At 74.2% G+C, this 21,723-nt stretch carries 12 protein-coding genes and 1 pseudogene; 9 read left to right on the forward strand and 4 right to left on the reverse strand.

The features are described from left to right. Nucleotides 1–41 precede the first annotated feature (41 nt). Entirely contained in the window at nt 42–659 is a 618-nt protein-coding gene (locus CP974_RS23745) for a flavodoxin family protein (protein ID WP_031129756.1), read from the forward strand. Further along, entirely contained in the window at nt 656–1,738 is a 1,083-nt protein-coding gene (locus CP974_RS23750; RefSeq protein WP_031129755.1) for an NAD(P)H-dependent flavin oxidoreductase, read from the forward strand. Before CP974_RS23745 ends, CP974_RS23750 begins: the two co-directional genes overlap by 4 nt. Nucleotides 1,739–1,827: 89 nt before the next feature. Here the strand turns inward: CP974_RS23750 and CP974_RS23755 are convergent, their stop codons facing one another. From CP974_RS23755 to CP974_RS23770, 4 genes and pseudogenes are all read right to left on the reverse strand, one after another. Beyond that, the gene (locus CP974_RS23755; protein WP_031129754.1) at nt 1,828–2,025 is read right to left on the reverse strand and encodes a DUF397 domain-containing protein; all 198 of its coding nucleotides are present in this window, start codon (nt 2,023–2,025) and stop codon (nt 1,828–1,830) included. Next, nucleotides 2,022–2,891 carry a helix-turn-helix domain-containing protein gene (locus tag CP974_RS23760; RefSeq protein WP_051839164.1) on the reverse strand — a complete coding sequence of 290 codons (870 nt, stop codon included), beginning with the start codon at nt 2,889–2,891 and terminating at the stop codon, nt 2,022–2,024. Before CP974_RS23760 ends, CP974_RS23755 begins: the two co-directional genes overlap by 4 nt. Before the next feature lie 659 nt (nt 2,892–3,550). Beyond that, a pseudogene (locus CP974_RS23765) lies at nt 3,551–4,765 on the reverse strand (glycoside hydrolase family 64 protein); the annotation flags it as partial. A gap of 242 nt (nt 4,766–5,007) precedes the next feature. Further along, on the reverse strand, nt 5,008–8,346 hold the full coding sequence (locus tag CP974_RS23770; RefSeq protein WP_078915436.1) for a glycosyl hydrolase: 3,339 nt from the start codon (nt 8,344–8,346) through the stop codon (nt 5,008–5,010). A gap of 542 nt (nt 8,347–8,888) precedes the next feature. On the opposite strand from CP974_RS23770, the gene CP974_RS23780 reads away from it, so the two are divergent. The 7 genes from CP974_RS23780 to CP974_RS23810 all read left to right on the forward strand — a co-directional run bounded on the left by CP974_RS23780 (nt 8,889) and on the right by CP974_RS23810 (nt 21,712). Continuing rightward, entirely contained in the window at nt 8,889–10,196 is a 1,308-nt protein-coding gene (locus CP974_RS23780) for an ABC transporter substrate-binding protein (protein ID WP_031135108.1), read from the forward strand. A gap of 217 nt (nt 10,197–10,413) precedes the next feature. After that, a complete protein-coding gene (locus CP974_RS23785) occupies nt 10,414–11,361 on the forward strand; it encodes a carbohydrate ABC transporter permease (RefSeq protein WP_031135106.1) in 948 nt (315 codons plus the stop codon). Then, entirely contained in the window at nt 11,358–12,272 is a 915-nt protein-coding gene (locus CP974_RS23790; protein ID WP_031135104.1) for a carbohydrate ABC transporter permease, read from the forward strand. Before CP974_RS23785 ends, CP974_RS23790 begins: the two co-directional genes overlap by 4 nt. Nucleotides 12,273–12,483: 211 nt before the next feature. Then, on the forward strand, nt 12,484–13,902 hold the full coding sequence (locus CP974_RS23795) for a GH1 family beta-glucosidase (RefSeq protein WP_051839873.1): 1,419 nt from the start codon (nt 12,484–12,486) through the stop codon (nt 13,900–13,902). Nucleotides 13,903–14,348: 446 nt separating this feature from the next. After that, complete coding sequence (locus CP974_RS23800; RefSeq protein ID WP_031135100.1) at nt 14,349–14,558, forward strand: hypothetical protein; 210 nt, start codon at nt 14,349–14,351, stop codon at nt 14,556–14,558. Between the two features lie 42 nt (nt 14,559–14,600). Next, entirely contained in the window at nt 14,601–16,646 is a 2,046-nt protein-coding gene (locus tag CP974_RS23805) for an SPFH domain-containing protein (RefSeq protein ID WP_031135098.1), read from the forward strand. 245 nt (nt 16,647–16,891) lie between these two features. Next, nucleotides 16,892–21,712, forward strand: coding sequence for a DNA repair ATPase (locus tag CP974_RS23810; protein WP_031131414.1), 4,821 nt, complete (start codon nt 16,892–16,894; stop codon nt 21,710–21,712). The last annotated feature ends 11 nt before the right edge of the window (nt 21,713–21,723 follow it).

Raw genomic sequence — 21,723 nt, forward strand, 5'->3', positions numbered from 1 at the left:
CCGGGCACCGTCCCACCCACGCCACCTTCCGGAGGGCCACCATGTCCGCACCGATCCCCGTCGTCGTCGCCTACCACAGCGGATACGGGCACACGGCCCGCCAGGCGTCCGCCGTCGCCGAGGGCGCCGCCTCGGTACCCGGTGTCCGCGCCGGGCTGCGCGACGTCTCCACGCTCGACGAGAGCCTGTGGGAGGCCCTGGCCGAGGCGGAGGCGATCGTCTTCGGGTCCCCCACCTACATGGGCGCCACCTCGGCGGTCTTCCAGCGCTTCGCGGAGGCGAGCGCCCCGGTCTGGGCCGCGCGCGGCTGGCAGGGCAAGCTCGCCGCCGGCTTCACCAACTCGGCCGGGGTGAACGGCAACAAGGACAACGCGCTGCTCTCCATGACCGTCCTGGCCGCCCAGCACGGCATGAACTGGGTGCCGCTCGGCCTGGTGCCCGGCTGGATCTACAGCTCCGGCGGCAGCCCGGAGGACCTGAACCGGATGGGCTCCTTCGTGGGGGCGATGGCGCAGTCGCCCTCCGACCTCGGCCCGGACCGGTCGCCCTCGGACGCCGACCTGCGCACCGCACGGCATCTGGGCGAGCACGTCGCCCGGACCGCGCTGCGGTTCGTGCACGGGCGCGAGGCCGCGGCGCACCCGGCGGTGACGGCGTGAACGCCGGACGCCTGGGCGGCCTCCTGGGGATCTCCCTGCCCGTCGTGCAGGGGCCGTTCGGCGGCGGCCTGTCCTCCGTCGCCCTGGCCGCCGCCGTCTCCGAGGGCGGGGGACTGGGCTCGTACGGGGCGCACCTGCTGGCCCCGGACGAGATCACGGACCTGGTGGCCGAGCTGAAGGCCCGCACCGCCCGCCCGTTCGCCGTCAACCTCTGGGTCCCGCAGGAGGACGAGGCCCGGCCCTGGCCGGACCCGGCCGAACTGGGCCCGCACATGCTGCGGTTGCACCCGTACCACGACGAACTCGGGCTGCCCCGGCCGTCGGCCGGCGACCTCGCGCCGGTACCGGACTTCGACGCCCAGGTGGACGCGCTGCTCGCGGCCGGGCCCCCGGTCGTCAGCTTCGTGATGGGCCCGCCGCCCGCCAGGGTGGTGGCCGAGGCCCGCCGCCTCGGCATCCGCGTGCTGGGCACGGCGACCACCGTGGACGAGGCCGTCGCCCTGGAGCGGGCCGGAGTCGACGCCGTCGTCGCCTCGGGCGCCGACGCGGGCGGCCACCGGGGCGCCTTCCTGCGGCCGGTCCGGGAGTCGCTCGTCGGGACGTTCTCGCTGGTCCCCCAGGTCGCCGACGCCGTGGGCGTCCCGGTCGTCGCGGCCGGCGGGATCGCGGACGGCCGGGGGATGGCCGCCGCCCTCGCCCTGGGCGCCGACGCCGTGCAGATCGGCACCGCCTTCCTCGCCACCCGCGAGTCGGGGGCGAGCCCGGCCCACAAGCGGGCCCTCGCATCCCCCGAGGCCCGCACCACGGTCCTCACCCGCCTCTTCTCGGGCCGCACCGCGCGCGGGATCGCCAACCGCTTCGTCCGCGACATGGCCCCGCACGAGGACGCCGTGCCCCCATATCCGGTGCAGAGCGCCCTGATGCAGTCCATTCGGCGGGAGGCCAACGTACGGGGGCGGGCGGACCTCGGCAGCCTGTGGGCCGGCCAGGCCGCCCCGCTCACCGCCGCCGACCTCGCCGCTCGGGACTACCTCACCGGGCTGATGGAGGACTTCCACAGGGCGCGCCGCCGCGCCTGACCGGCCGGGTCCCGACCGGTTCCGTCCGGCACCGCGAGAGCCCTGCGGCCCCGGGAGGGGCGGCAGGGCTCCAGCGGCGCGTACGGCGGTCAGGCCCCCTGGAGGAAGCCCGCCCACGCGGCACGCGACACACGGACGACAGGACCGGCCACGGCCTTGGAGTCCCGGATGTGGACGGATCCCGTTCCGGCGGCGACCTCGACGCAGTCGCCGCCCTCCGCCCCGCTGTAGCTGCTCTTGAACCAGGCGAGGTCGGACGCGACGGTCGAGGACTCAGCGGTGTTCATAGCTCTCCCAGCAACCTTTCGACGAACTCCAGGGACTCTCGCGGGGTGAGAGGCTGCGATCGGATGATCCCATAGCGGGCGGCGGCGCGAGCCGCCTGAGCCGGGTCGGTGACCAGGGTGCCGATCCCCTGTGCCTCGGTGTAAGCGAACTTCGCGCCGTCGCCACGCGTGACGACGGTGAACGGCCCGTCGACCCCGGCGTTCTCCTCGCAGTCGAGAGGAATCACCTGAAGCTCGACGTTCTGCTTCTGACCGACCAGCAGAAGGTGCTCCAGCTGCCCGCGAAGGACGCGCGCCCCGCCGAGCCGGCGCCGCAGTACCGACTCGTCCATCACGAAGCTCAGCAGTGGTGCGGACGGCCGGTCGAAGATGGCCTGGCGGGCGAGTCGGGCGGCCACCCGCTGCTCGACCGTCTCCTGGTCCAGAGGCGGTCTGCGCATGGCCAGTACCGCCCGCATGTACTCCTCCGTCTGCAGCAGTCCTTTGACCATCAGCGTGTCGTACGCCAGCAGTTCGATGGCCTCCCTCTCCAGCGCGGCCATGCCCTGGAAGAACGGCGGGTACTGCGCCCGCCCGACCTGGTCCTTCCACACCGTCAGCAGCCCGCCCGCGTCCAGAACTTCGTCCGCCCGCTCGATGGCCCTCGGCGGCGGGATGCGCCGCCCCTGCTCGTACGCCGCGACGGTGGACGCCGAGTACCCGATCCGCCGTCCGAACTCCTCGCGCTCCAGCCCCGCCCGCGTCCGCAGCGTCTTCATGGTCCGCCCGAACGCGGCGACCACCGCCTGGCCCGACGTGTCCGCCGTCGCCCATCCCGTGTCGCCCGCCGGTACGGTCGCGGCGCCCTCGCCCCTGTCCTCGGTCATGTTCATCGCCTCCCTGGCCCAACGCCGGCCGGGTGGCCCGGTCACGCCGCGCACCGCCGACAACGGGCGGTGTCGGCGCGGCCGGGCGCCGCGCCGGGTCAGCGGAAGGGGATCGTGAGGGTGGAGCCCGTGCCCACCCGGAGCAGGGCCGGGGCCGCGCCGATGGCGTTCCACACCTCGACGCGGACCGTTCCCCCGGACAGGTCGCCGAGGGCGCCGGTGGCCGAGCGCAGTCCGGCGCGCGAGCCCGTGTACGGCTCGTATCCGGGGACCGGGTCGGTCGCGAAGTACGCGAAGGTCTCGACGCGTTCGAAGGTGCCGTCGCCGGTCAGGTCGTAGGAGACGCGGGCCTGCTGCCCGAGGGCCACGTGCGTGCCGGCGTCGGTGAGCAGGGTGAAGTCGGTGCGGCGGGCGGGGTCGTGGGTGCCGGTCACGCCGCGGATCTCGTAGACGAGGGGCTTGTGGGGCGTCCCGTCGTGGGTGGCGCCCTCGGCGGACGGGATGGTGTCCGCGCCCGCCTCCGCGCTCGTGGTGTCCAGCCGCCCGCCCGTGCGCAGGTGGAAGGTGTCGCCGGTGGGCGGGAGCGTCGGGGTGGGGGTCGGTGTCGGGCTCGGCGTGGGGGTCGGCGTCGGGTCCGGGGGCGGTGCGCTGCCGCCCGTCATCGGGTCGAGCACCATGTACGCGTGGCGCGGGTCGCCGTCGTGGACCAGCGACTCGTGGGCGCCGACGTCGTCGAAGGCGAAGGCGTACGCCTTGCCGTCGGCCATGTGCTCGTGGATCTCCCGGGCGTAGTGGTTGGTGACGGGGTCCTGGTAGAACGCGGCCGGCGAGGTGTCCGGCTGGTGGGGGTTGTCGAGGAGCGTGGACCGGTTCAGGGCCGCGCACAGGGTGCGGGCCAGGGGGCCGCGGACCAGGTCGTTGGGGGCGTCGAGGTGCTTGTAGCAGCCGTAGACGCTGTCGGAGTCCGGTTTGGGGAAGGAGGCGGCGAGGGCGCCCGACCCGTCGGTGAAGTTCATGGTGTCGCCCGTGACCCGGCCGTGGTACTTGATCTCGGGCTGGTACGAGAACGGGGTGACGGTGAGGGTCTGGGTGGCGTACTTCCGCCAGACGCGGTCGATGTAGTCGTCCAGCGAGTAGCGCAGGGGCGCCCCGGCCTCGATGCCGTGGCTCGGGGCGAGGGCGCGCAGGACGGTGCCGTCGGGGCGCCGCTGGATCAGCTTCTCCCAGCCGCCGCCGCGCTCCTCCAGCGCGTCGAGCACGCCCTGGTAGCCGCCGGGCTTGAGGTGGCCGGTCATCGCGACCTGTCCGTCGGGTCGCTTCACGCCGACGGCGTACGGGGCGGAGAACATGTCGACCTGCGTGCTGTTGAGCCACAGTCCGGAGTCGTTGAGGGTGTACTCGGACCAGTTGAACAGGATGTTCCGGTTGGGGTCGGTGGGGTTCTGCACGGCCGGTTGCACCAGGCCGCCCGTGGCCAGCCGGAAGTCGAGCTTGTCGCCGTAGGAGAAGTAGAGTCGGCCGGAGAACCTGGGCAGGCGGATCGTCATGGACTCGCCGTCGGCGGGGCCGGCGAAGGAGGCGTCCGGCGCCGGGACGGGCGGGACGGCGCCGCCGGGCCAGGGGTGGAAGGTGCCGTCGGCGTCCGCCCAGCCCTGGCGCCCCGTGGCCAGTTCGGTGCCGAGGTTGTACAGGTGGACCTGCCGGCCGGTGCCGGAGTTGTTGGTCACGGTCAGCGCGATGGTGTCCGGTACGGCCGCCTCGGCGCGGTGCACGGGACCGGTGGCGAGGAGCCCGGTCACCCCGAGCGCCGCGGCGGCCACCGAGGCGAGCAGCCGGGGGCCCGGACGGCCCCGGCCTTCGCGTCTCACGGGCATGGTCGTCCTCCTGGTCGTGGGGGGCCTCCTCCGCGTGCGCGGGGGAGGGGCGGGGCGGGCCCGCCTTCGGCGGGGCGGGTGGCCCGCTCCGGTGGAGCCGGTGGAGCCGGTGGGCCGTCCGCCGAACGGGCCCGGCCCGCGGGGCCCGCGGCCCGGCCGGCGGAGGGTGCCCGCCGGCCGGGCCGGGGCGCGGCCGGGTGTCGCGGCCGGGTGCGGCCGGGACGGCTCGGCCCGGTGCCTCGTCAGGCGAAGGGGATCGTCAGGACGGAGCCGGTGCCCACCTGGATCGTGGACGGGTTGTTGCCCAGGGCGCTCCAGACCTCGACGCGGACGGTGCCGCCGTCCAGGTCGCCCAGGGTGCCCGACGCCGAGTGCGTCCCCTGCCGGGCGGAGGAGTAGTCCTCCCAGCCGGTGAGCGGGTCGGTGGCGAAGTAGCGGAACGTCTCGACCCGGTCGAAGGTGCCGTCGCCGGTCAGGTCGTAGGAGACCCGGGCCTGCTGGGCGAGGCCGACACTGGTGCCGGCGTCGACCTTGAAGGTGAAGGCCGTGGTCGAGCCCGCCTTCAGGGTGCCGCGGACGTTCTTCACCTCGTAGACGAGCGGGTTGTGCGGGGTGCCGTCGCGGTTGGCGCCGCCCGCGGACGGGATGGTCTCCGGGGAGCCGGCCGAGGCGGCCTGGGTGGCCAGCCGGCCCTCGGGGTGCAGGTAGAGGGTGTCACCGGTGACGGGCGGCGGGCCGGAGGTGGTGACCTTCAGGGTGCCGCTCGCCGGGCCGACCTGCCCGGCGGTGTCGCGGGCCCGGACGCTGTAGGTGTACTCGGTGCCGGGGGTGAGGCCGGTGTCGGTGTGGGCGGTGCCGGTGACGGTGGCGACCTTGGCGCTGCCGCGGTAGACGTCGTAGTCCTTGACGCCCCTGTCGTCGGCGGCCGCCCCCCAGGTCAGCTCGACGGTGGTGCCGGTGACCTCTCCGGCGACCGGGGCGCCGGGCGCGCCGGGCGGCATGTCGCGTGTGCCGGTGGTGGTGACGGTCACGGTGCCGCTGGCCGGGCCGACCTGGTGGGAGGTGTCGCGGGCCCGGACGCTGTAGGTGTACTCGGTTCCCGAGGCGAGCCCGGTGTCCGTGTACGTGGTGCCGGTGACGGTGGCGACCTTGGCGCCGCCGCGGTAGACGTCGTAGTCCTTGACACCGAGGTCGTCGGTCGCCGCCTCCCAGGTCAGGGTGACGGAGTCGTCGGTGACGTCGCCGGCGACCGGGGTGCCGGGCGCGCTGGGCCGGTCGTCGCCGGGGGCGCCGCACAGGGTGCCGAGCTCGGTGTCGTCGCCGGCGCCGGACGCGGTGGACCGCGCCGGGACGTTCAGCACCCCGCCGTCGGAGAAGAGCACCGAGCACGTCTCGGCCGTGTAGTTGTGCGCCGCGTAGGTCCTGGTGCCGTTCTTGTCGAAGACCACGGCGGTCGGGGAGTTCGCCGTGACCGTCATGTCGGGCGACCCGATGGAGTTCATCGTGGCGACCCAGTGGTAGGTGTGGGCCTTGGTCTCACCGGCCTCGGGGACGTAGCCGCCGTTCCACTGGTTCCAGTAGCCCATGGCCTTGGCGGGGTCGTACAGGGCCTGGACCTGCCAGAAGATGTCCTTCCACTCGACGGCCGGGCCGCCGTTCTCCCGCTCCATCTCGGCGACGCTGCGACGCAGCATGTCCTTCTCGCGGGCCAGGTGGAGCGAGCCGCCGGTCATGGGGAGGAAGTTGATGCCGTGGATCTCCTCGGGGTTGGCGGTCCACCAGGTCGCGTAGGCGCCGCCGCTGCTCCACACCATGCCGACGACGTCGTGGGTGAAGTCCTCCGGGTAGACCTCCTGGTCGGCGTCGAACCAGTACTGCGCGATCGACTCGGACTCGGTCATCATCATGTAGACGCCCTGGTCGCGCAGCGCCTTGTCGCCCATGGCCGAGCCCCACATGATCAGGCCGGCGCTGAGGTTGATCGACTCCGAGGACGACTCCTGGTTGTTGCCCGCGGCGAACGCCGAGTGCCCCGCGGCCCAGCTGTGCCCGGCGTACACGTCGAAGCCGCGCAGGAACGGGTACCTGGCGTCGTCCCGCGCCGGGTTGGCCGCGTCCTTGATCAGCTCCTTGACCATGCCGCCCCACTCCGAGTCGGCGGCCCACCGCGGGTCGTACTGCGCCACGACGGCGGCGGCCATCACGTAGTACGAGTAGTGGAAGTGGTGGTCGTTCAGCTCCTGGTCGCTGCCGTACGACGCCGGGTACCCGATGAGGGTCCGCCAGTCCTTGTCGTAGGAGAACTCCGAGGGGCCGCCGACCGTGAACCACTCCTCCATGCGGCCCTTGATCAGGGCGAGCAGCCTGTCGCGGTTGGCGGTGTCCCCGACCTGGTCCGCGAGGGGGACGAGCTGGGCGAGCTTGCCGAGGGCCTTGCCGGTCCAGTAGGTGTCGATCGCGCCGCTGAAGGGGTCGCCCTGGGTCAGGACGTCGTTGATGTAGGCCTTCAGCTTCGCCTTGTCGACGCCCGCGGCGCTCGGCAGGCCGGGCAGCACGCCGTTCACCTTCTGGACGGTGGTGAAGGACGTGCCCTCGCGGACCTTCATCTCGCCGCGCGACGAGACGTAGCGGTGGTCCGTCAGCGGGTCGCCGGTGTGCAGCCACTGGTGGCGGTAGAGCGCCTGGAAGGTTCCGGTGGCGCTCCCCTCCTTCGCCTCGGTGGTCAGCGAGTAGGTCGCCCGGACCTCTCCGTCGCCCTCCCGGTACTCCCACTCGACGGCGGAGCCGGTCACGAAGCTGAAGGCGTACTTCGCGAAGTCGGCCAGCGCCGCCTTGTCCGGGAGGACCGCCAGCGAGAAGTAGTCCTTGCCGCCCAGGTCCGCCCGGATCTCGTCGCCGGAGACGGTCCAGTCGCTGCCGCTCGGGGCGAACAGCGCGTAGTGGTGGCCCGCGATGGTGACACCGAGGACGTTGCCCTGGTCGGCGAAGACGGTCGGCGGCGCCGCGGCGCTGATCTGCGCCGCCCCTCCGGTGCCCTCCGCGTACACGTACGGCAGGCCGTGGCCGATGGTCGTCCGCAGGGTGCGGGCGCCGTCGCTCCAGTAGGGGCTGACGGTCCAGTCGCTCCACCCGTCCGCCTTGGCGTCGGGGGAGTTGAGCCCGGCGAGGCCCAGGGTCAGGTCGGCCTTGTGGGGGAACTCGTACTGCCGGCCGCCGCCCACGACCTGGTGCGTCGTCGGATAGCCGACCTCCAGGCCCCCGGAGACCGCCTTGTAGGTGAGCGGGTGGCCGTACATGTTCTCCGACCACGGGTTGGCGGCGAAGCGCTGGAAGGCCAGTGAGGACCACCAGTCGTTCGTCGGCACGGGGGTGTCCGCCATGGCGGCGGTCACCTTCGGCTTGACCGGCTGGCCGCCGTTGTTCGACGGACCCTGGCGGCCGGCGGGGCGGACGTCGCTGTAGCCGCCCTTGCCCACGTCGATGGTGGCGGCCGACGCGCTGCCGGTGCCGACGGTGCCCAGCGCCGTGGCGGCGAGGGCGACCGTCGTCAGCAACGACAGTCTTCTGCGGGGGGATCTCATGCACAACCCTTCTGAGAGCGCTCTCAAGTCGCCGACAACGTAGGGCGGGGCCCGGGGGCGGTCAATACTCCGCACCGAAACTCCTTCCGGTTGCCGCGTGCGCCGCTGCCACGGGGGCGGGTGTGTCGTTCCCGCGCGGTGGCGGTGGCGGTGGCGGTGGCGGTGGCGGTGGCGGTGGCGGGGCCGCGGCCTCGCGGGAGCGCGCCGGGCGGGGGAGGGGGTGCGGCTTCGCGGAGGCGTCCGGGCGGGGAGGGGGGTGCGGGCGGTGCGCGGGGTCCGGCGGTGACCCGCGGGCCGCCTCGTGGGTGACCGGCCCGCCCCGGGCGGAGGAGCGTGAGCGGCGCGGTGGCGAGGTGGCCCGGTGCGGCGGGGCCGGACGGGCCGCGCGCGGCGAAAGAGGTGATATGCCCCCGGGTGTCAGCGAGTCCAAGCCGTTATCCCTGCACTCCTTGACGGCGCGCGGTGCGCCCGTGCAGTCTCCACATGCACATCTGAGAGCGCTCTCAAGCGCCTCGTGCTCCACCGAAGCCCAGGAGGCACCCATGACCACTGCCAGAGCCGCCAGGAGAAGAACGGCCCTCCGCCTCGGCGGGGTGGTACTGGCCGGTACGCTGCTCGCCGCTTGCGGCTCCGGCTCCGGCACCTCCTTGTCCGACACGGCGGGCGGCAAGGTCACGGTCACCGTCGACCTCTTCGGCTCCTTCGGCTACGAGGAGGCGGGCCTGTACGCCGAGTACGAGAAGCTCCACCCGAACGTGAAGATCAAGCAGACCGACACCCAGGACGAGGCCGACTACTGGAAGTCCCTCCAGACCCGGCTCGCCGGGGGCGGCGGCCTCGCCGACGTGCAGGGCGTCGAGGTCGGCCGCATCGCCTCCGTCACCCAGCAGCAGGCCGACCGCTTCGAGGACCTGCGCAAGTACGGCGCCGAGTCCCTCAAGGGCCAGTTCGCCGAGGCCAAGTGGGCCGCCGCCACGGCGAAGAACGGCGAGGTCCTCGCCCTCGGCACCGACGTCGGCCCCGAGGCGATGTGCTACCGCACCGACCTGTTCGCGAAGGCCGGACTGCCCACCGACCGCACCGAGCTGTCCAAGCGCTGGTCCACCTGGGACGGCTACCTGGAGCTCGGCAAGCAGTACAAGGCCAAGGCACCCGGCAAGAGCGCCTGGCTGGACAGTGTCGGCAGCCTCTTCTCGATCATGATCGGGCAGGAGAAGGAGCGGTACTACAACGCCTCCGGCGAGCTGATCTGGGAGACCAACCCGGCCCTGAAGACCGCCTGGGACACCTCCGTCGAGGCGAGCGAGGCGGGACTCAGCGCCAAGCTCGACCAGTGGTCCCCGCAGTGGAACCAGGCCTTCTCGGCCGGCTCCTTCGCCACCATCCCCTGCCCCGCCTGGATGCTCGGCTACATCAAGGGCCAGGCCGGCGAGGCGGGCAAGGGCAAGTGGGACATCGCCACCCTCCCCGGCGGATCCGGCAACTGGGGCGGCTCCTACCTCGCGGTGCCCAAGGCCGCCAAGAACAAGAAGGAGGCGTACGAGCTGATCAAGTGGCTCACCGCCCCCGAGCAGCAGGCCAAGGTCTTCGCCAAGCAGGGCAACTTCCCCTCCGCCACCGCCGCCATCACCAAGATCGCCGGCACCACGGACCCGTACTTCTCCGACGCCCCCATCGGGCAGATCTTCGGCCACGCGGCCAACACGGCACCGGTCCAGGTCCTGGGCGTGCACGACCAGAACATCAACCAGCAGATCACCAACGCGCTCAGCGAGGTCGAGCGCAAGGGCCTCGCCCCGCAGAAGGCGTGGGAGAACGCCAGGAAGGGCGTCGCGAACACGCTGGGGTAGCGACCTGGCGGCGTCACGCCCCGGCGCCGCGCTACGGCGCTCCGGTACTCCGCGCTCCGGCGCTCCGGTCCGCTGGTCCGGTGGTCCGTGCCGCCCGCCGTAGGTGCTCCTCTCCGCCGCCCGCACCCCCTCCCCCCGCCCGCACCGCCTCCTCCGCCGCCGCACCCGACCCCGCTCGGCGGCGGGGGAGGCCCGCCTCCCGTCGAAGGGCCGCACCGTGACCCTCACCGCCCCGGCAGAGCCGGCGACGCCGCCACGCACCGCCCCGGCGCGCCGCCTGCGCGACAGGCTCTCGCCGTACGCCTACGTCGCCCCGTTCTTCACCCTCTTCGCCGCCTTCGGGCTCTTCCCGCTCCTCTACACCGCCTTCGTCTCGCTCTACCGGGTCGAGCTCCAGACGCCCGGCGACATGGAGTGGCGGGGCCTCGGCAACTACACCGCCCTCCTGGCCGACGAGTTCTTCTGGACCGCGCTGCGCAACACCTTCACCATCGGTGTGCTGTCCACCGTGCCGCAGCTCGTCATGGCGCTCGGCCTGGCGCACCTGCTCAACTACAAGCTGCGCGCCCGCACCTTCCTGCGCACCGCCATGCTGCTGCCGTACGCCACCTCCGTGGCCGCCGCGACCCTGGTCTTCGCGCAGCTCTTCGGGCGCGACTTCGGCCTGTTCAACTACGTCCTGGGCCTCGTCGGCATCGGCCCGATCGACTGGCAGAACGGCACGCTGGCCTCCCAGATCGCCGTGTCCACCATCGTCATCTGGCGCTGGACCGGCTACAACGCGCTCATCTACCTCGCCGGCATGCAGTCCATCCCCTCCGAGCTGTACGAGGCGGCCGAGATGGACGGGGCCTCCCGCTGGCGGCAGTTCCTCCACGTCACCCTGCCCGGCCTGCGGCCGACGATCCTCTTCACGGTCGTGGTGTCCACGATCGGCGCGACCCAGCTCTTCGGCGAGCCGCTGCTCTTCGAGGGCTCCATGTCGGGCGGCATCTCGCACCAGTACCAGACCCTCGGGCTGTACCTGTACGAGCAGGGCTGGGGCTTCTTCCACCTGGGCCGGGCCGCGGCCATCGCCTGGGTGATGTTCCTGCTGATCCTGGTGCTGGTCGGGGCCAACGCCCTCGTCGCGCGCCGCCGCAACCGCAAGGAGGCCGGCCGATGACCACCCTCGCCGACCCGCCCGCCACCTCCCAGGCCCCGCCCACCGCGCGTGCCCGCAGAGCGCCCGGCCGCCCGCGCCGGTCGCGCGCGGGACGCACCATGAAGGCCGGGCCCCTGGCCTACGCGATCCTCGGCGTGGCCGTGCTCTTCTCCGCCTTCCCGTTCTACTGGACGATCGTCGCCGCCAGCCGCTCCAACGCCGACCTCGCGAGCGTCCCGCCCGCCCTGCTGCTGGGACCGCACCTGATCCGCAACTTCGAGGCGGTCCTGGCGGAGGCGGACATCGGCAAGGCCCTCCTCAACTCCCTGATCGTGTCCGGGTCGATCACCCTCGGCACGGTGCTGTGCTGCACCCTCGCCGGGTTCGCCTTCGCCAAGCTCCGTTTCCGGGGCCGGGGCGCGCTGCTCGCGGTCACCGTGGGCATGATGATGATCCCGCCGCAGCTCGGGGTGATCCCGCTCTTCATGCTCATCGCCGAGCTCGGCTGGGTGAACCAGCTCCAGGCGGTGATCCTGCCGGGCCTCGTCTCCGCGTTCGGGGTGTTCTTCATGCGCCAGTACCTGGTGCAGTCCCTGCCCGACGAACTGATCGAGGCCGCGCGCGTGGACGGCGCCTCCACCGCCCGGATCTTCTGGTCGATCGTCGTGCCGATCGCCCGCCCCGGCATGGCCGTCCTCGGCCTGCTCACCTTCATGGCCGCCTGGAACGACTTCTTCTGGCCCATCGTCGCCCTGTCCTCCTCCGAGCCGACCGTCCAGGTCGCCCTGCGCCAGCTCGGCGGCGGCTACGTCCAGGACCAGTCCGTGATCATGGCGGGCACCCTGCTCGGCACCCTGCCCGTGCTGCTGGTCTTCGTGCTCCTCGGCCGGCAGATCGTCGGCGGGATCATGCAGGGCGCCGTCAAGGGCTGACCCGGCGGCGGACGGACCGCGCCACCGCGCGGGACGGACCACGACGGCACGGCCGCGCGTCGCGGACGGACCACGTACGGCACGGCCGCGCGCGCCGCGGACGGACCACGCACAGCACGGAGCGCGGACGGCACGGGCCACCGGCCACCGGCCGCGCCCGGCCAACGACCACGCCATCCCCCAACCGACCTCACCCTCGGAGCGATCAGCCATGGCCGTACTCGGCACACCCACCGGCGGGACCATCGGCGAGACCGACGGCACATCCACCGGCCTCCGCTTCCCCCGCGGCTTCCGCTGGGGCACCGCCACCGCCGCCTACCAGATCGAGGGCGCCGCCACGGAGGACGGCCGGACGCCGTCCATCTGGGACACCTTCAGCCACACACCCGGCAAGGTGCACCACGGCGACACCGGCGACATCGCCGCCGACCACTACCACCGGATGCCCGAGGACATCGCCCTGATGCGGCGCCTCGGCGTCACCGACTACCGCTTCTCCGTCGCCTGGCCCCGCGTCCAGCCCACCGGGCGCGGCCCCGCCGTCCAGAAGGGCCTCGACTTCTACCGGCGCCTCGTCGACGAGCTCGTCGAGGCCGGCATCCGCCCGGTCGCCACCCTCTACCACTGGGACCTGCCCCAGGAGCTGGAGGACGCGGGCGGCTGGCCGCAGCGGGACACCGCCCGGCGGTTCGCCGAGTACGCCACGCTCATGGCCGACGCCCTCGGCGACCGGGTCGCCACCTGGACCACCCTCAACGAACCGTGGTGCGCCGCCTTCCTCGGGTACGGCAACGGCGTCCACGCCCCCGGACGCACCAGCGCCCCGGACAGCCTGCGCGCCGCCCACCACCTCAACCTCGCCCACGGCTGGGCCGTCCAGGCGCTGCGCGCCGCCCTGCCGGACACGGCGGAAGTCTCGCTGACCCTCAACCTCCACGCCCTGCGCCCGCTCACCCCCTCCGCCGCCGACGAGGACGCCGTCCGGCGGATCGACGCCGTCGCCAACCGGATCTTCCTCGACCCGGTCTTCCACGGCCGGCTCCCGGACGACCTGGTCCGCGACACCGAGGCCGTCACCGACTGGTCCTTCGTCCGGGACGGCGACCTCGCCGCCACATCGGCGCCGATCGACTCGCTCGGCATCAACTACTACTCGCCCACCGTCGTCGCCGCCGGGACGTCCGAGTCCCCGTCCCCCTGGGCCGGCGCCGAGCGGCACGTCGCCTTCCACCCCGCGCCCGGCCCGCGCACCGCCATGGACTGGCCCGTGGACGCCGGCGGCCTGTACGAGCTGCTGACCCGGCTCCGCGACGAACTGCCGCACGTACCGCTGCTGATCACCGAGAACGGCGCCGCCTACGACGACTACGCCGACCCGTCCGGACAGGTCCGCGACCCCGAGCGGATCGCCTACCTGCACGAGCACCTGACCGCCGTGCACCGGGCGATGGAGGACGGCGCCGACGTGCGCGGCTACTTCCTGTGGTCGCTGCTGGACAACTTCGAGTGGGCGTACGGATACGGCAAGCGGTTCGGCATCGTCCACGTCGACTTCGCCACGCAGCGCCGCACCCCGAAGGAGAGCGCGGCCTGGTACGCGCGAGTCATCGCCCGCAACGGTCTCTAGGCTCGTCGCGCCTGCGGGGCGCTCCTTCTTCTCAGGCTCGTTGCGCCTGCGGGGCGCTGTGAGCGGGTCCCGGGCGACCGAACGTGCTCAGCGCTTCGCGCCTCCGCGCGATCGGCCTCCCGGTACCCGCGCGCCCCTCCGGCTCCACTCGCGCGCCAGGTGCGCGGCCATCCCCTCCCGGGCGCAGGTGGCTTTCCTCCCGAAGCGGGTGCGCGCCCCTTCGGCTCCGCTCGCGCGCCGGGTGCGCGGCCTCCCCCTCCCGGCAGCCGTGAGCCCCCCCGCCCTTCCGCTCCACCGCGGACCCGACTCGGCATTAAGGGCGCGTGAAGACTGCCGGGTTACGGCAATGCGCGGCTCGGGGCGGGCGTCCAGAATGGCTCCGGCGGCGACACGTCCGTGCCGTCGGTGCCGGATCGCGGCAGAGTCGACACGGGGGAGGGCGCACCATGACGAAACCCCCTCCCCGGGCTTCCCGGCTCCCCGGCGCGGTCCCGACCGCCGCGCCCGTCGGGGTCGGCCGCCTCGCGGTCGCCTGGCTGCGGGGCTGCGCCGGCACCGTGCCGTCCGCCCGGCCGCGCGGGCTCCGCGCCGCCTCCCGCCGCGCCCCGCGCCTCGGCGCCGCGGCCGGACCGCGCTCCGCACGTACCGCCGTCTGAGCGCGTACGTCCTTCCTCCATCGATCGACACGGGGTTCTCTCATGGATGCCAACACCGTGGGCATCGGCGTGCTCGTCGCCGTGGTCCTCTTCGCCGCCGCCGTCGTGTTCGCGGTCAGCCGGCTCTTCCGCAAGGTGGAACAGGGCAAGGCGCTGATCGTCTCCAAGATGCGCAAGGTCGACGTCACCTTCACCGGGCAGGTCGTCCTGCCGGTGCTGCACAAGGCCGAGGTCATGGACATCTCGGTGAAGACCATCGAGATCTCCCGGACCGGTCGGGACGGGCTGATCTGCCGGGACAACATCCGGGCCGACATCCGCATCTCGTTCTTCGTGCGGGTGAACAAGACGGTCGAGGACGTCGTCAAGGTCGCCCAGGCGATCGGCACGGCCCGCGCCAGCGACAAGGCCACCCTCCAGGAGCTGTTCAGCGCCAAGTTCTCCGAGGCCCTGAAGTCGGTGGGCAAGCAGATGGACTTCACCGACCTCTACACCAAGCGCGAGGAGCTGCGCTTCCGGATCATCGAGCTCATCGGCATCGACCTCAACGGCTACTGCCTGGAGGACGCCGCCATCGACTACCTGGAGCAGACCCCGCTCTCCCAGCTCGACGCGGGCAACATCCTCGACGCCCAGGGCATCCGCAAGATCACCGAGCTCACCGCCGCGGAGAACGTCCGCACCAACGAGCTCCGGCAGCACGAGCAGAAGGAGATCACCCGCCAGAACGTCGACGCCCGCGAGGCCATCCTCGAACTGGAGCGCCGCCAAGCGGACGCCGAGATCAAGCAGAAGCGGGAGATCGAGACCGTCCGCGCCCGCGAGGAGGCCGAGACGGCGAAGGTCGTGGAGGAGGAGCGGCTGCGCGCCCAGAGCGCCTTCCTCCGTACCGAGGAGCAGCTCGGCGTGCAGCGGGAGAACCAGGCCCGCGAGGTCGCCGTGGCGCAGAAGAACCGCGAGCGGGTCATCGCGATCGAGAGCGAGCGGATCGAGAAGGACCGGCTGCTGGAGGTCATCGCCCGCGACCGGGAGACCGAGCTGACCCGGATCTCCGCGGAGAAGGAGCTCGAGGCGGAGCGCAGGGACATCGCCGAGGTGATCCGCGAGCGGGTCGCGGTGGACCGCACGGTCGCCGAGCAGGAGGAGTCGATCAAGCGGCTGCGGGCGGTGGAGGAGGCCGAGCGCGAGCGGCAGGCCCTCGTCATCGCCGCCGAGGCCGAGGCCCAGGAGAAGCTGGTCAAGGACATCAAGGCCGCCGAGGCCGCCGAGCAGGCCGCCGTGCACCGGGCGGCGGAGGAACTGACCCTCGCGGAGGCCCGGCACAAGGCCGCCGACCTCGACGCCCGCGCCAAGGTCCGCCTCGCCGAGGGCGTCCAGGCCGAGGCCGCCGCCGAGGGGCTCGCCGCCGCCCAGGTCCGGGAGCGGGAGGCCGACGCCATCGAGAAGGCGGGCCGCGCCGAGGCCGAGGCCACGGAGGCACGGCTGCGCGCCGAGGCGGAGGGCCTGCGGGCCAGGGCGCTGGCCGAGGCCGAGGGCATCGGCGAGAAGCTGAAGTCCGAGGCGGCCGGGCTCACCGAGAAGGCCGCCGCCATGGCCGCCCTCGACGAGGCGTCCCGCACCCACGAGGAGTTCCGGCTCCGCCTGGAGGCCGAGAAGGACGTCCGGCTCGCCGGGCTCGACGTCCAGCGGCAGGTCGCGGAGGCGCAGGCCACGGTCCTGGCGACGGGCCTGGAGCACGCCGACATCAACATCGTCGGCGGGGAGTCCGTCTTCCTCGACCGGCTCGTGCAGTCCGTCTCGCTCGGCAAGTCCGTCGACGGCTTCATGGACCACTCGAAGACGGCCCAGACCCTCGCCGGCCCGTGGCTGAACGGCGACGGCTCGTTCACCGGCGACCTGACCCGGGTGCTCGGCTCGCTGTCCACGGCCGACGTGCAGAACCTCAGCGTGTCGGCGCTGCTGGCCAAGGTCATGAAGTCCGGCGTCCTCGACGCGGGTGTCCTCGCGGCGGCCTCCGCCCCGGACGCCGCCGCGGCCACCGCGCCCACCGCGCCGGGCGGGCTGAACGGCGCGGCGGCGGCGAACTGACGGCCCCGCAGGTGTGGGACCCGGCCCGCCCGGCCCCGCACGCCGGGGAGGGCCGGGGAGGGCCGGGTCGGGGCGGGCCGGGAAGTCCGGCGCCGCGTACGGGGCCCGGCGCCCCCACGCCCGGCGCCGGGGCCCAGGGAGGCCCGGCCCCGGAGGGGGCGGGGCGGGAGCGGTGGGCGCCGGGCACGGGGGTTCCGGCGCGCGGCGGAGGGACGGGTACGAGCATCGTGGAGAGGTACGGCGGGATGGACACCAAGAGCGGGGCGCGCGGCCTGGACGAGGACGCGTACGCGGTGCTGCGCGACCGGCTCGCCGCGCAGGCGGCGGAGCTGGCCGCACGGGCCGAGGCGCTGAACGCGGCCCGTACCGGCGAGTTCGGCACGGGGGAGCTGGAGCTCACCGGGACGGGGCAGGCCAGGACCGGGGACCCGTGCGTCCTCACCGACGTCGCGGCGGTCGGCGGCCGGCTGCTCTTCGGCCGCACCCGTCCCGCCGCCCAGGACACCGAGCCGCGCGTCGCCGACGTCCTCGCCCTGTACGACCGCGACCTCGTCCCGCTGCCCGAGGACGCCGTCCCCGGCCTGCTCGACGACCCGGCCTTCGTCCGCGAGTTCACCGCCCTGCACCGCTACTTCCGCGGCGCCCGGCTGATCGCGCTGCGCCGCACCGAGGCCCGCCTGCTCGCCGTCTTCCGCACCGGCGAGAGCGCCGACGACGTGCGGGTCCTGCGCTGGGCCACCGGCCCGTCGGGCACGTACCGGTTCCTCGACGCGCTGGGGGAGGGGGACCTCGTCACGCCGCCCGGCCAGGACGTCGACTGGGTGCCCGCCGGCCGCGACGACCACGTGCCCGGCCGCCACCCGCACCTCTCGCTCGGCGGGCGGCTGTACGTCTCCACCCTCGGCGGCACCCTCACCGTCAAGACGGTGAACGACACCGAGACCGCCGAAGGGGTGTACGCCGAGCCGGTCGACGAGCCGCTGCAGTCCCTCGCCGACGCCGGGGTCGCCCACGCCGCCGTCGGCCCGCTCGTCCTCGTACGGGTCCTGCCCTACCGCGAGGAGACCGTGCGCCACCTGGTCTTCAGCACCCTCACGGGCACGGTCGTCCGCCTCGACGGGCTCGGCCAGGCGTGCCTGCGGCTCCCCGACGACCGGGGCGTCGTCTTCCCCGGCGGCTACTGCCTCGCCGACGGCACCGTGCGGACCTTCGGCACCGACACCGCCGGGCTCGCCCACGACGGGCGCGTCACCTCGCCGCACGGCGAGGACGTCCTGTTCACCTTCCGCTCGCCCGGCGCGCCGGACGGCGGACGCTCCCTGATCCTCCCGTACAACCGGGTCCGGGAGGAGATCGCCCGCCCCGTCACGGGCCGCGCGCACACGCTGCTCGACGACGGCACCCTCGTCGTGCTGCGCGGCTCCGGCACCGAGGCGGGCCGCGTCCACCCCGTCCAGTTCTGGCGCACCCCCTTCGCCGCCGACACCCACCAGGAGCCGGCCGGCACCGGTCCGCTCGCCCGGATCGGCAACGCCGACCTCGTCCGCGGCGTCTCCGACTGCCTCGCCATCGCCCGGCAGGCGACCGAGACCACCCCGACCGGCGAGGTGTACGAGGCGCTGATCGCCGCCTGCGACCGCGCCGCCGACACCCACCACTGGCTCGGCGACCCCGGCACCGGCGACCTCGCCGCCCCGCTCGCCGCCGTGCGCACGACCGCGGAGCGGGTCCTCACCGAGTTCGAGACCGTGGCGGCCCTGCGGTCCCGCGCCGCCGACGCCCTCGCCGAGGCGGAGCGGCGCCTGACCCGGCTCACCCGGCAGGTCCGCGGGGAGTCCCCGGCCACGGCGGAGGAGTGGATCTCCCGCCTCACCGGCCTGCGCCGGGCGCAGGGCCACCTCCTGGCGGTGAAGGAGCTGCGCTACGCGGACACCGCCGCCGTCGACGCCCTGGCCCGGCGGGCCGAGGAGGACATCACCGCCGCCGCGCAGCGGGCCGTGGCCTTCCTCGGGCGCGAGGACTCCCTCGACACCCACCGGGCCGAGGCCGAACGGCTCGCGGCCGACGCCGCGGCGGCGCCGACCGTCGCCGCCACCCGCGACCTCGCCGACCGCCTCGACGCGCACGCGCTCGGGCTGCGGACGCTCAGCGAGGTCGTCGCCGGACTCGACATCGCCGACGCCACCGTGCGCACCTCCGTCCTGGAGCGCGCCGCCGACGTCCTCGGCGCCCTCAACCGCGCCCGCGCCGCCCTCACCGCGCGGCGCGCCGCACTCCTCGACCAGGAGGGGCGGGCCGCGTTCACCGCCGAGTTCGCCCTGCTCGCCGAGGCGGTCACCGGCGCGCTCGCCGCCGCCGGCACGCCCGAGGAGTGCGACACCCGGCTCGGCGGGCTGCTGCTCCAGCTGGAGAACCTGGAGACCCGCTTCGCCGACCACGACGGCTTCCTCCGCGACCTCGCCGACAAGCGGACCGAGATCCACGACGCCTTCACCGCCCGCCGCCAGGAACTCACCGACGCCCGCGCCCGCCGCGCCGAACGCCTCACCGAGTCGGCCGGCCGCGTCCTGGAGACGATCGCGCGCCGCGCCGCCGCGCTCGGCGGCACGGACGACGTCCACGCCTACTTCGCCTCCGACCCCATGGTCGCCAGGATCCGCCGCACCGCCGACGAACTGCGCGACCTGGGCGACCACGTACGGGCGGAGGAGCTGGAGGGCCGGCTCGCCGCCGCCCGCCAGGAGGCCGGGCGGGCCCTGCGCGACCGCGCCGAGCTGTACGCCGACGGCGGCGACACCATCCGCCTCGGCCGGCACCGCTTCGCCGTCCAGCGGCAGGCGCCCGAGCTGGTCCTGGTCCCGCACGGCGACAGCCTCGCCCTCGCCCTCACCGGCACCGACTACCGCCGCCCCGTCACCGACCCCGCCTTCGCGGACACCCGCCCGCTGTGGGCGCGGACCCTGCCCTCCGAGTCCCCGGACGTCTACCGCTGCGAGTACCTGGCCGCCCGGCTGCTCGCCGAGCGCGGCGCCGACGCGCTCGCCGCCGCCCACGCCGCCGGGGAGTTGCCGGACCTGGTGCGGCGGGCCGCGGAGGCCGCGTACGACGAGGGGTACGAGCGCGGCGTCCACGACCACGACGCGGCGGCCATCCTCAGCGCGGCGCTGCGGCTGCGCGAGAGCGCCGGGCTCCTGCGCCACCCCGCCGCCGCCCGCGCCGCCGCGCAGCTCTTCTGGGCGCACACGGCGCCCGCCGCGGCCCGCGCCGACTGGGCCCGCCGCGCCGCCTCCCTCACCCGCGCCCGCGACCTGTTCGGCGCGGCGCCGGGCCTCGACGCGCTCCGCCGCGAACTGGCCGAGCACACCGGCGACCCGGCCGCCGCCGCGTACCTCGTCGAGGAACTGGGCACGGGCCCGGCCGGGTTCGCCGTCTCCGCGGAGGCCCGCACCCTGCTGGAGAAGTTCCACCGGGCCGCCGGGGACGGCGCGTACGGCGACGACCTCGGCGCCCTGGACGACCCCGCCGCCCGCCGCCAGCTCGTCGAGGGCTGGCTGCACGCCTACGCCGCCGCGTCCGGCGAGCAGCCCGGCGACGGGGTCCTGGCCGAGGCCGCCGCCGTCGAGCTGTGCCCCGCCCTGGACCACTACGACGCCGACGGCGCCACCCGGACCACCGTCACCGGCCTGCTCGGCACCCACCCGCGGCTGCGCGGCGGCGCCCTGGAGCTGCGCATCGACGAGTTCCTGCACCGCACCGCCCGCTTCGCCGCCCACGACGTACCGGCGTTCCGCGCCTACCAGCGGCGCCGCGCCGACCTCGTCGCCGCCGAGCGCGCCCGCCTGCGCCTGGACGAGTACCGCCCGCGGGTCATGTCGTCCTTCGTCCGCAACCGGCTCGTCGACGAGGTCTACCTCCCCCTGTTCGGCGACAACCTCGCCCGGCAGCTCGGCGCCGCGGGCGCCGCCAAGCGCGCCGACAGCCACGGCATGCTGCTCCTGCTCTCCCCGCCCGGATACGGCAAGACCACCCTCGTCGAGTACGTCGCCGACCGCCTCGGCCTGCTGCTGGTCAAGGTCGACGGCCCCGCCCTCGGCCGGGCCACGACCTCCCTCGACCCGGCCGAGGCGCCCGACACGGCCGCCCGCCGCGAACTGGAGAAGATCGCCTTCGCCCTGGACGCCGCCAACAACGTCCTGCTGTACCTGGACGACATCCAGCACTGCTCGGCGGAGTTCCTGCAGAAGTTCATCCCCCTGTGCGACGCCACCCGCGCCCTGGCCGGGCGCGACCTGCGGGGCAAGCGCTTCGCCGTCTGCATGGCCGGCAACCCCTACACCGAGTCGGGCGGCCGCTTCCACGTCCCCGACATGCTCGCCAACCGCGCCGACGTGTGGAACCTCGGCGACGTCCTCACCGGCAAGGAGGACGCCTTCGCCCTCAGCTTCGTCGAGAACGCCCTCACCTCCCACCCGGACCTCGCGCCGCTGGCCGGCCGGGACCGCGCCGACCTGGAGCTCCTCACCCGGCTCGCGGCGGGCGACCCGCTGGCGGACCGGGAGCGGCTCACCCACCCGTACACCCCGGCCGAGCTCGACCGGGTCCTCGCCGTCCTGCGCCACCTGCTGGCCGCCCGCGCCACGGTCCTCGCGGTCAACGGGGCGTACATCGCCTCCGCCGCCCAGAGCGACGGCGCCCGCACCGAGCCGCCCTTCCGGCTCCAGGGCTCCTACCGCGACATGAACAAGATCGCGTCCCGGATCTCGCCCGCCATGGACGACGCCGAACTCGCCGCCCTCGTCGGCGACCACTACACGGCCGAGGCCCAGACCCTCGACGGCGACGCCGAGGCGAACCTCCTCAAGCTCGCCGCGCTGCGCGGCACGCTCACCCCGGAGCAGGCCGCCCGCCGGGCCGAGGTCACCGCGGCCCACGCCCGCACCCGGTCCCTCGCCGGGGCGGGCGACGACCCCGCCGCCCGGACGCTCGCCGCCCTCGGGCTGCTCGCCGACCGGCTCGCGGCCGTGGAGGCGGCCATCACCCGCGCGGCCGGCCGGGACGGCCCGTAGGCCGGTGGACG

Origin of the sequence: Streptomyces fradiae ATCC 10745 = DSM 40063 (assembly GCF_008704425.1) — a bacterium.
In the GTDB taxonomy this organism is placed as follows: Bacteria; Actinomycetota; Actinomycetes; order Streptomycetales; family Streptomycetaceae; genus Streptomyces; species Streptomyces fradiae.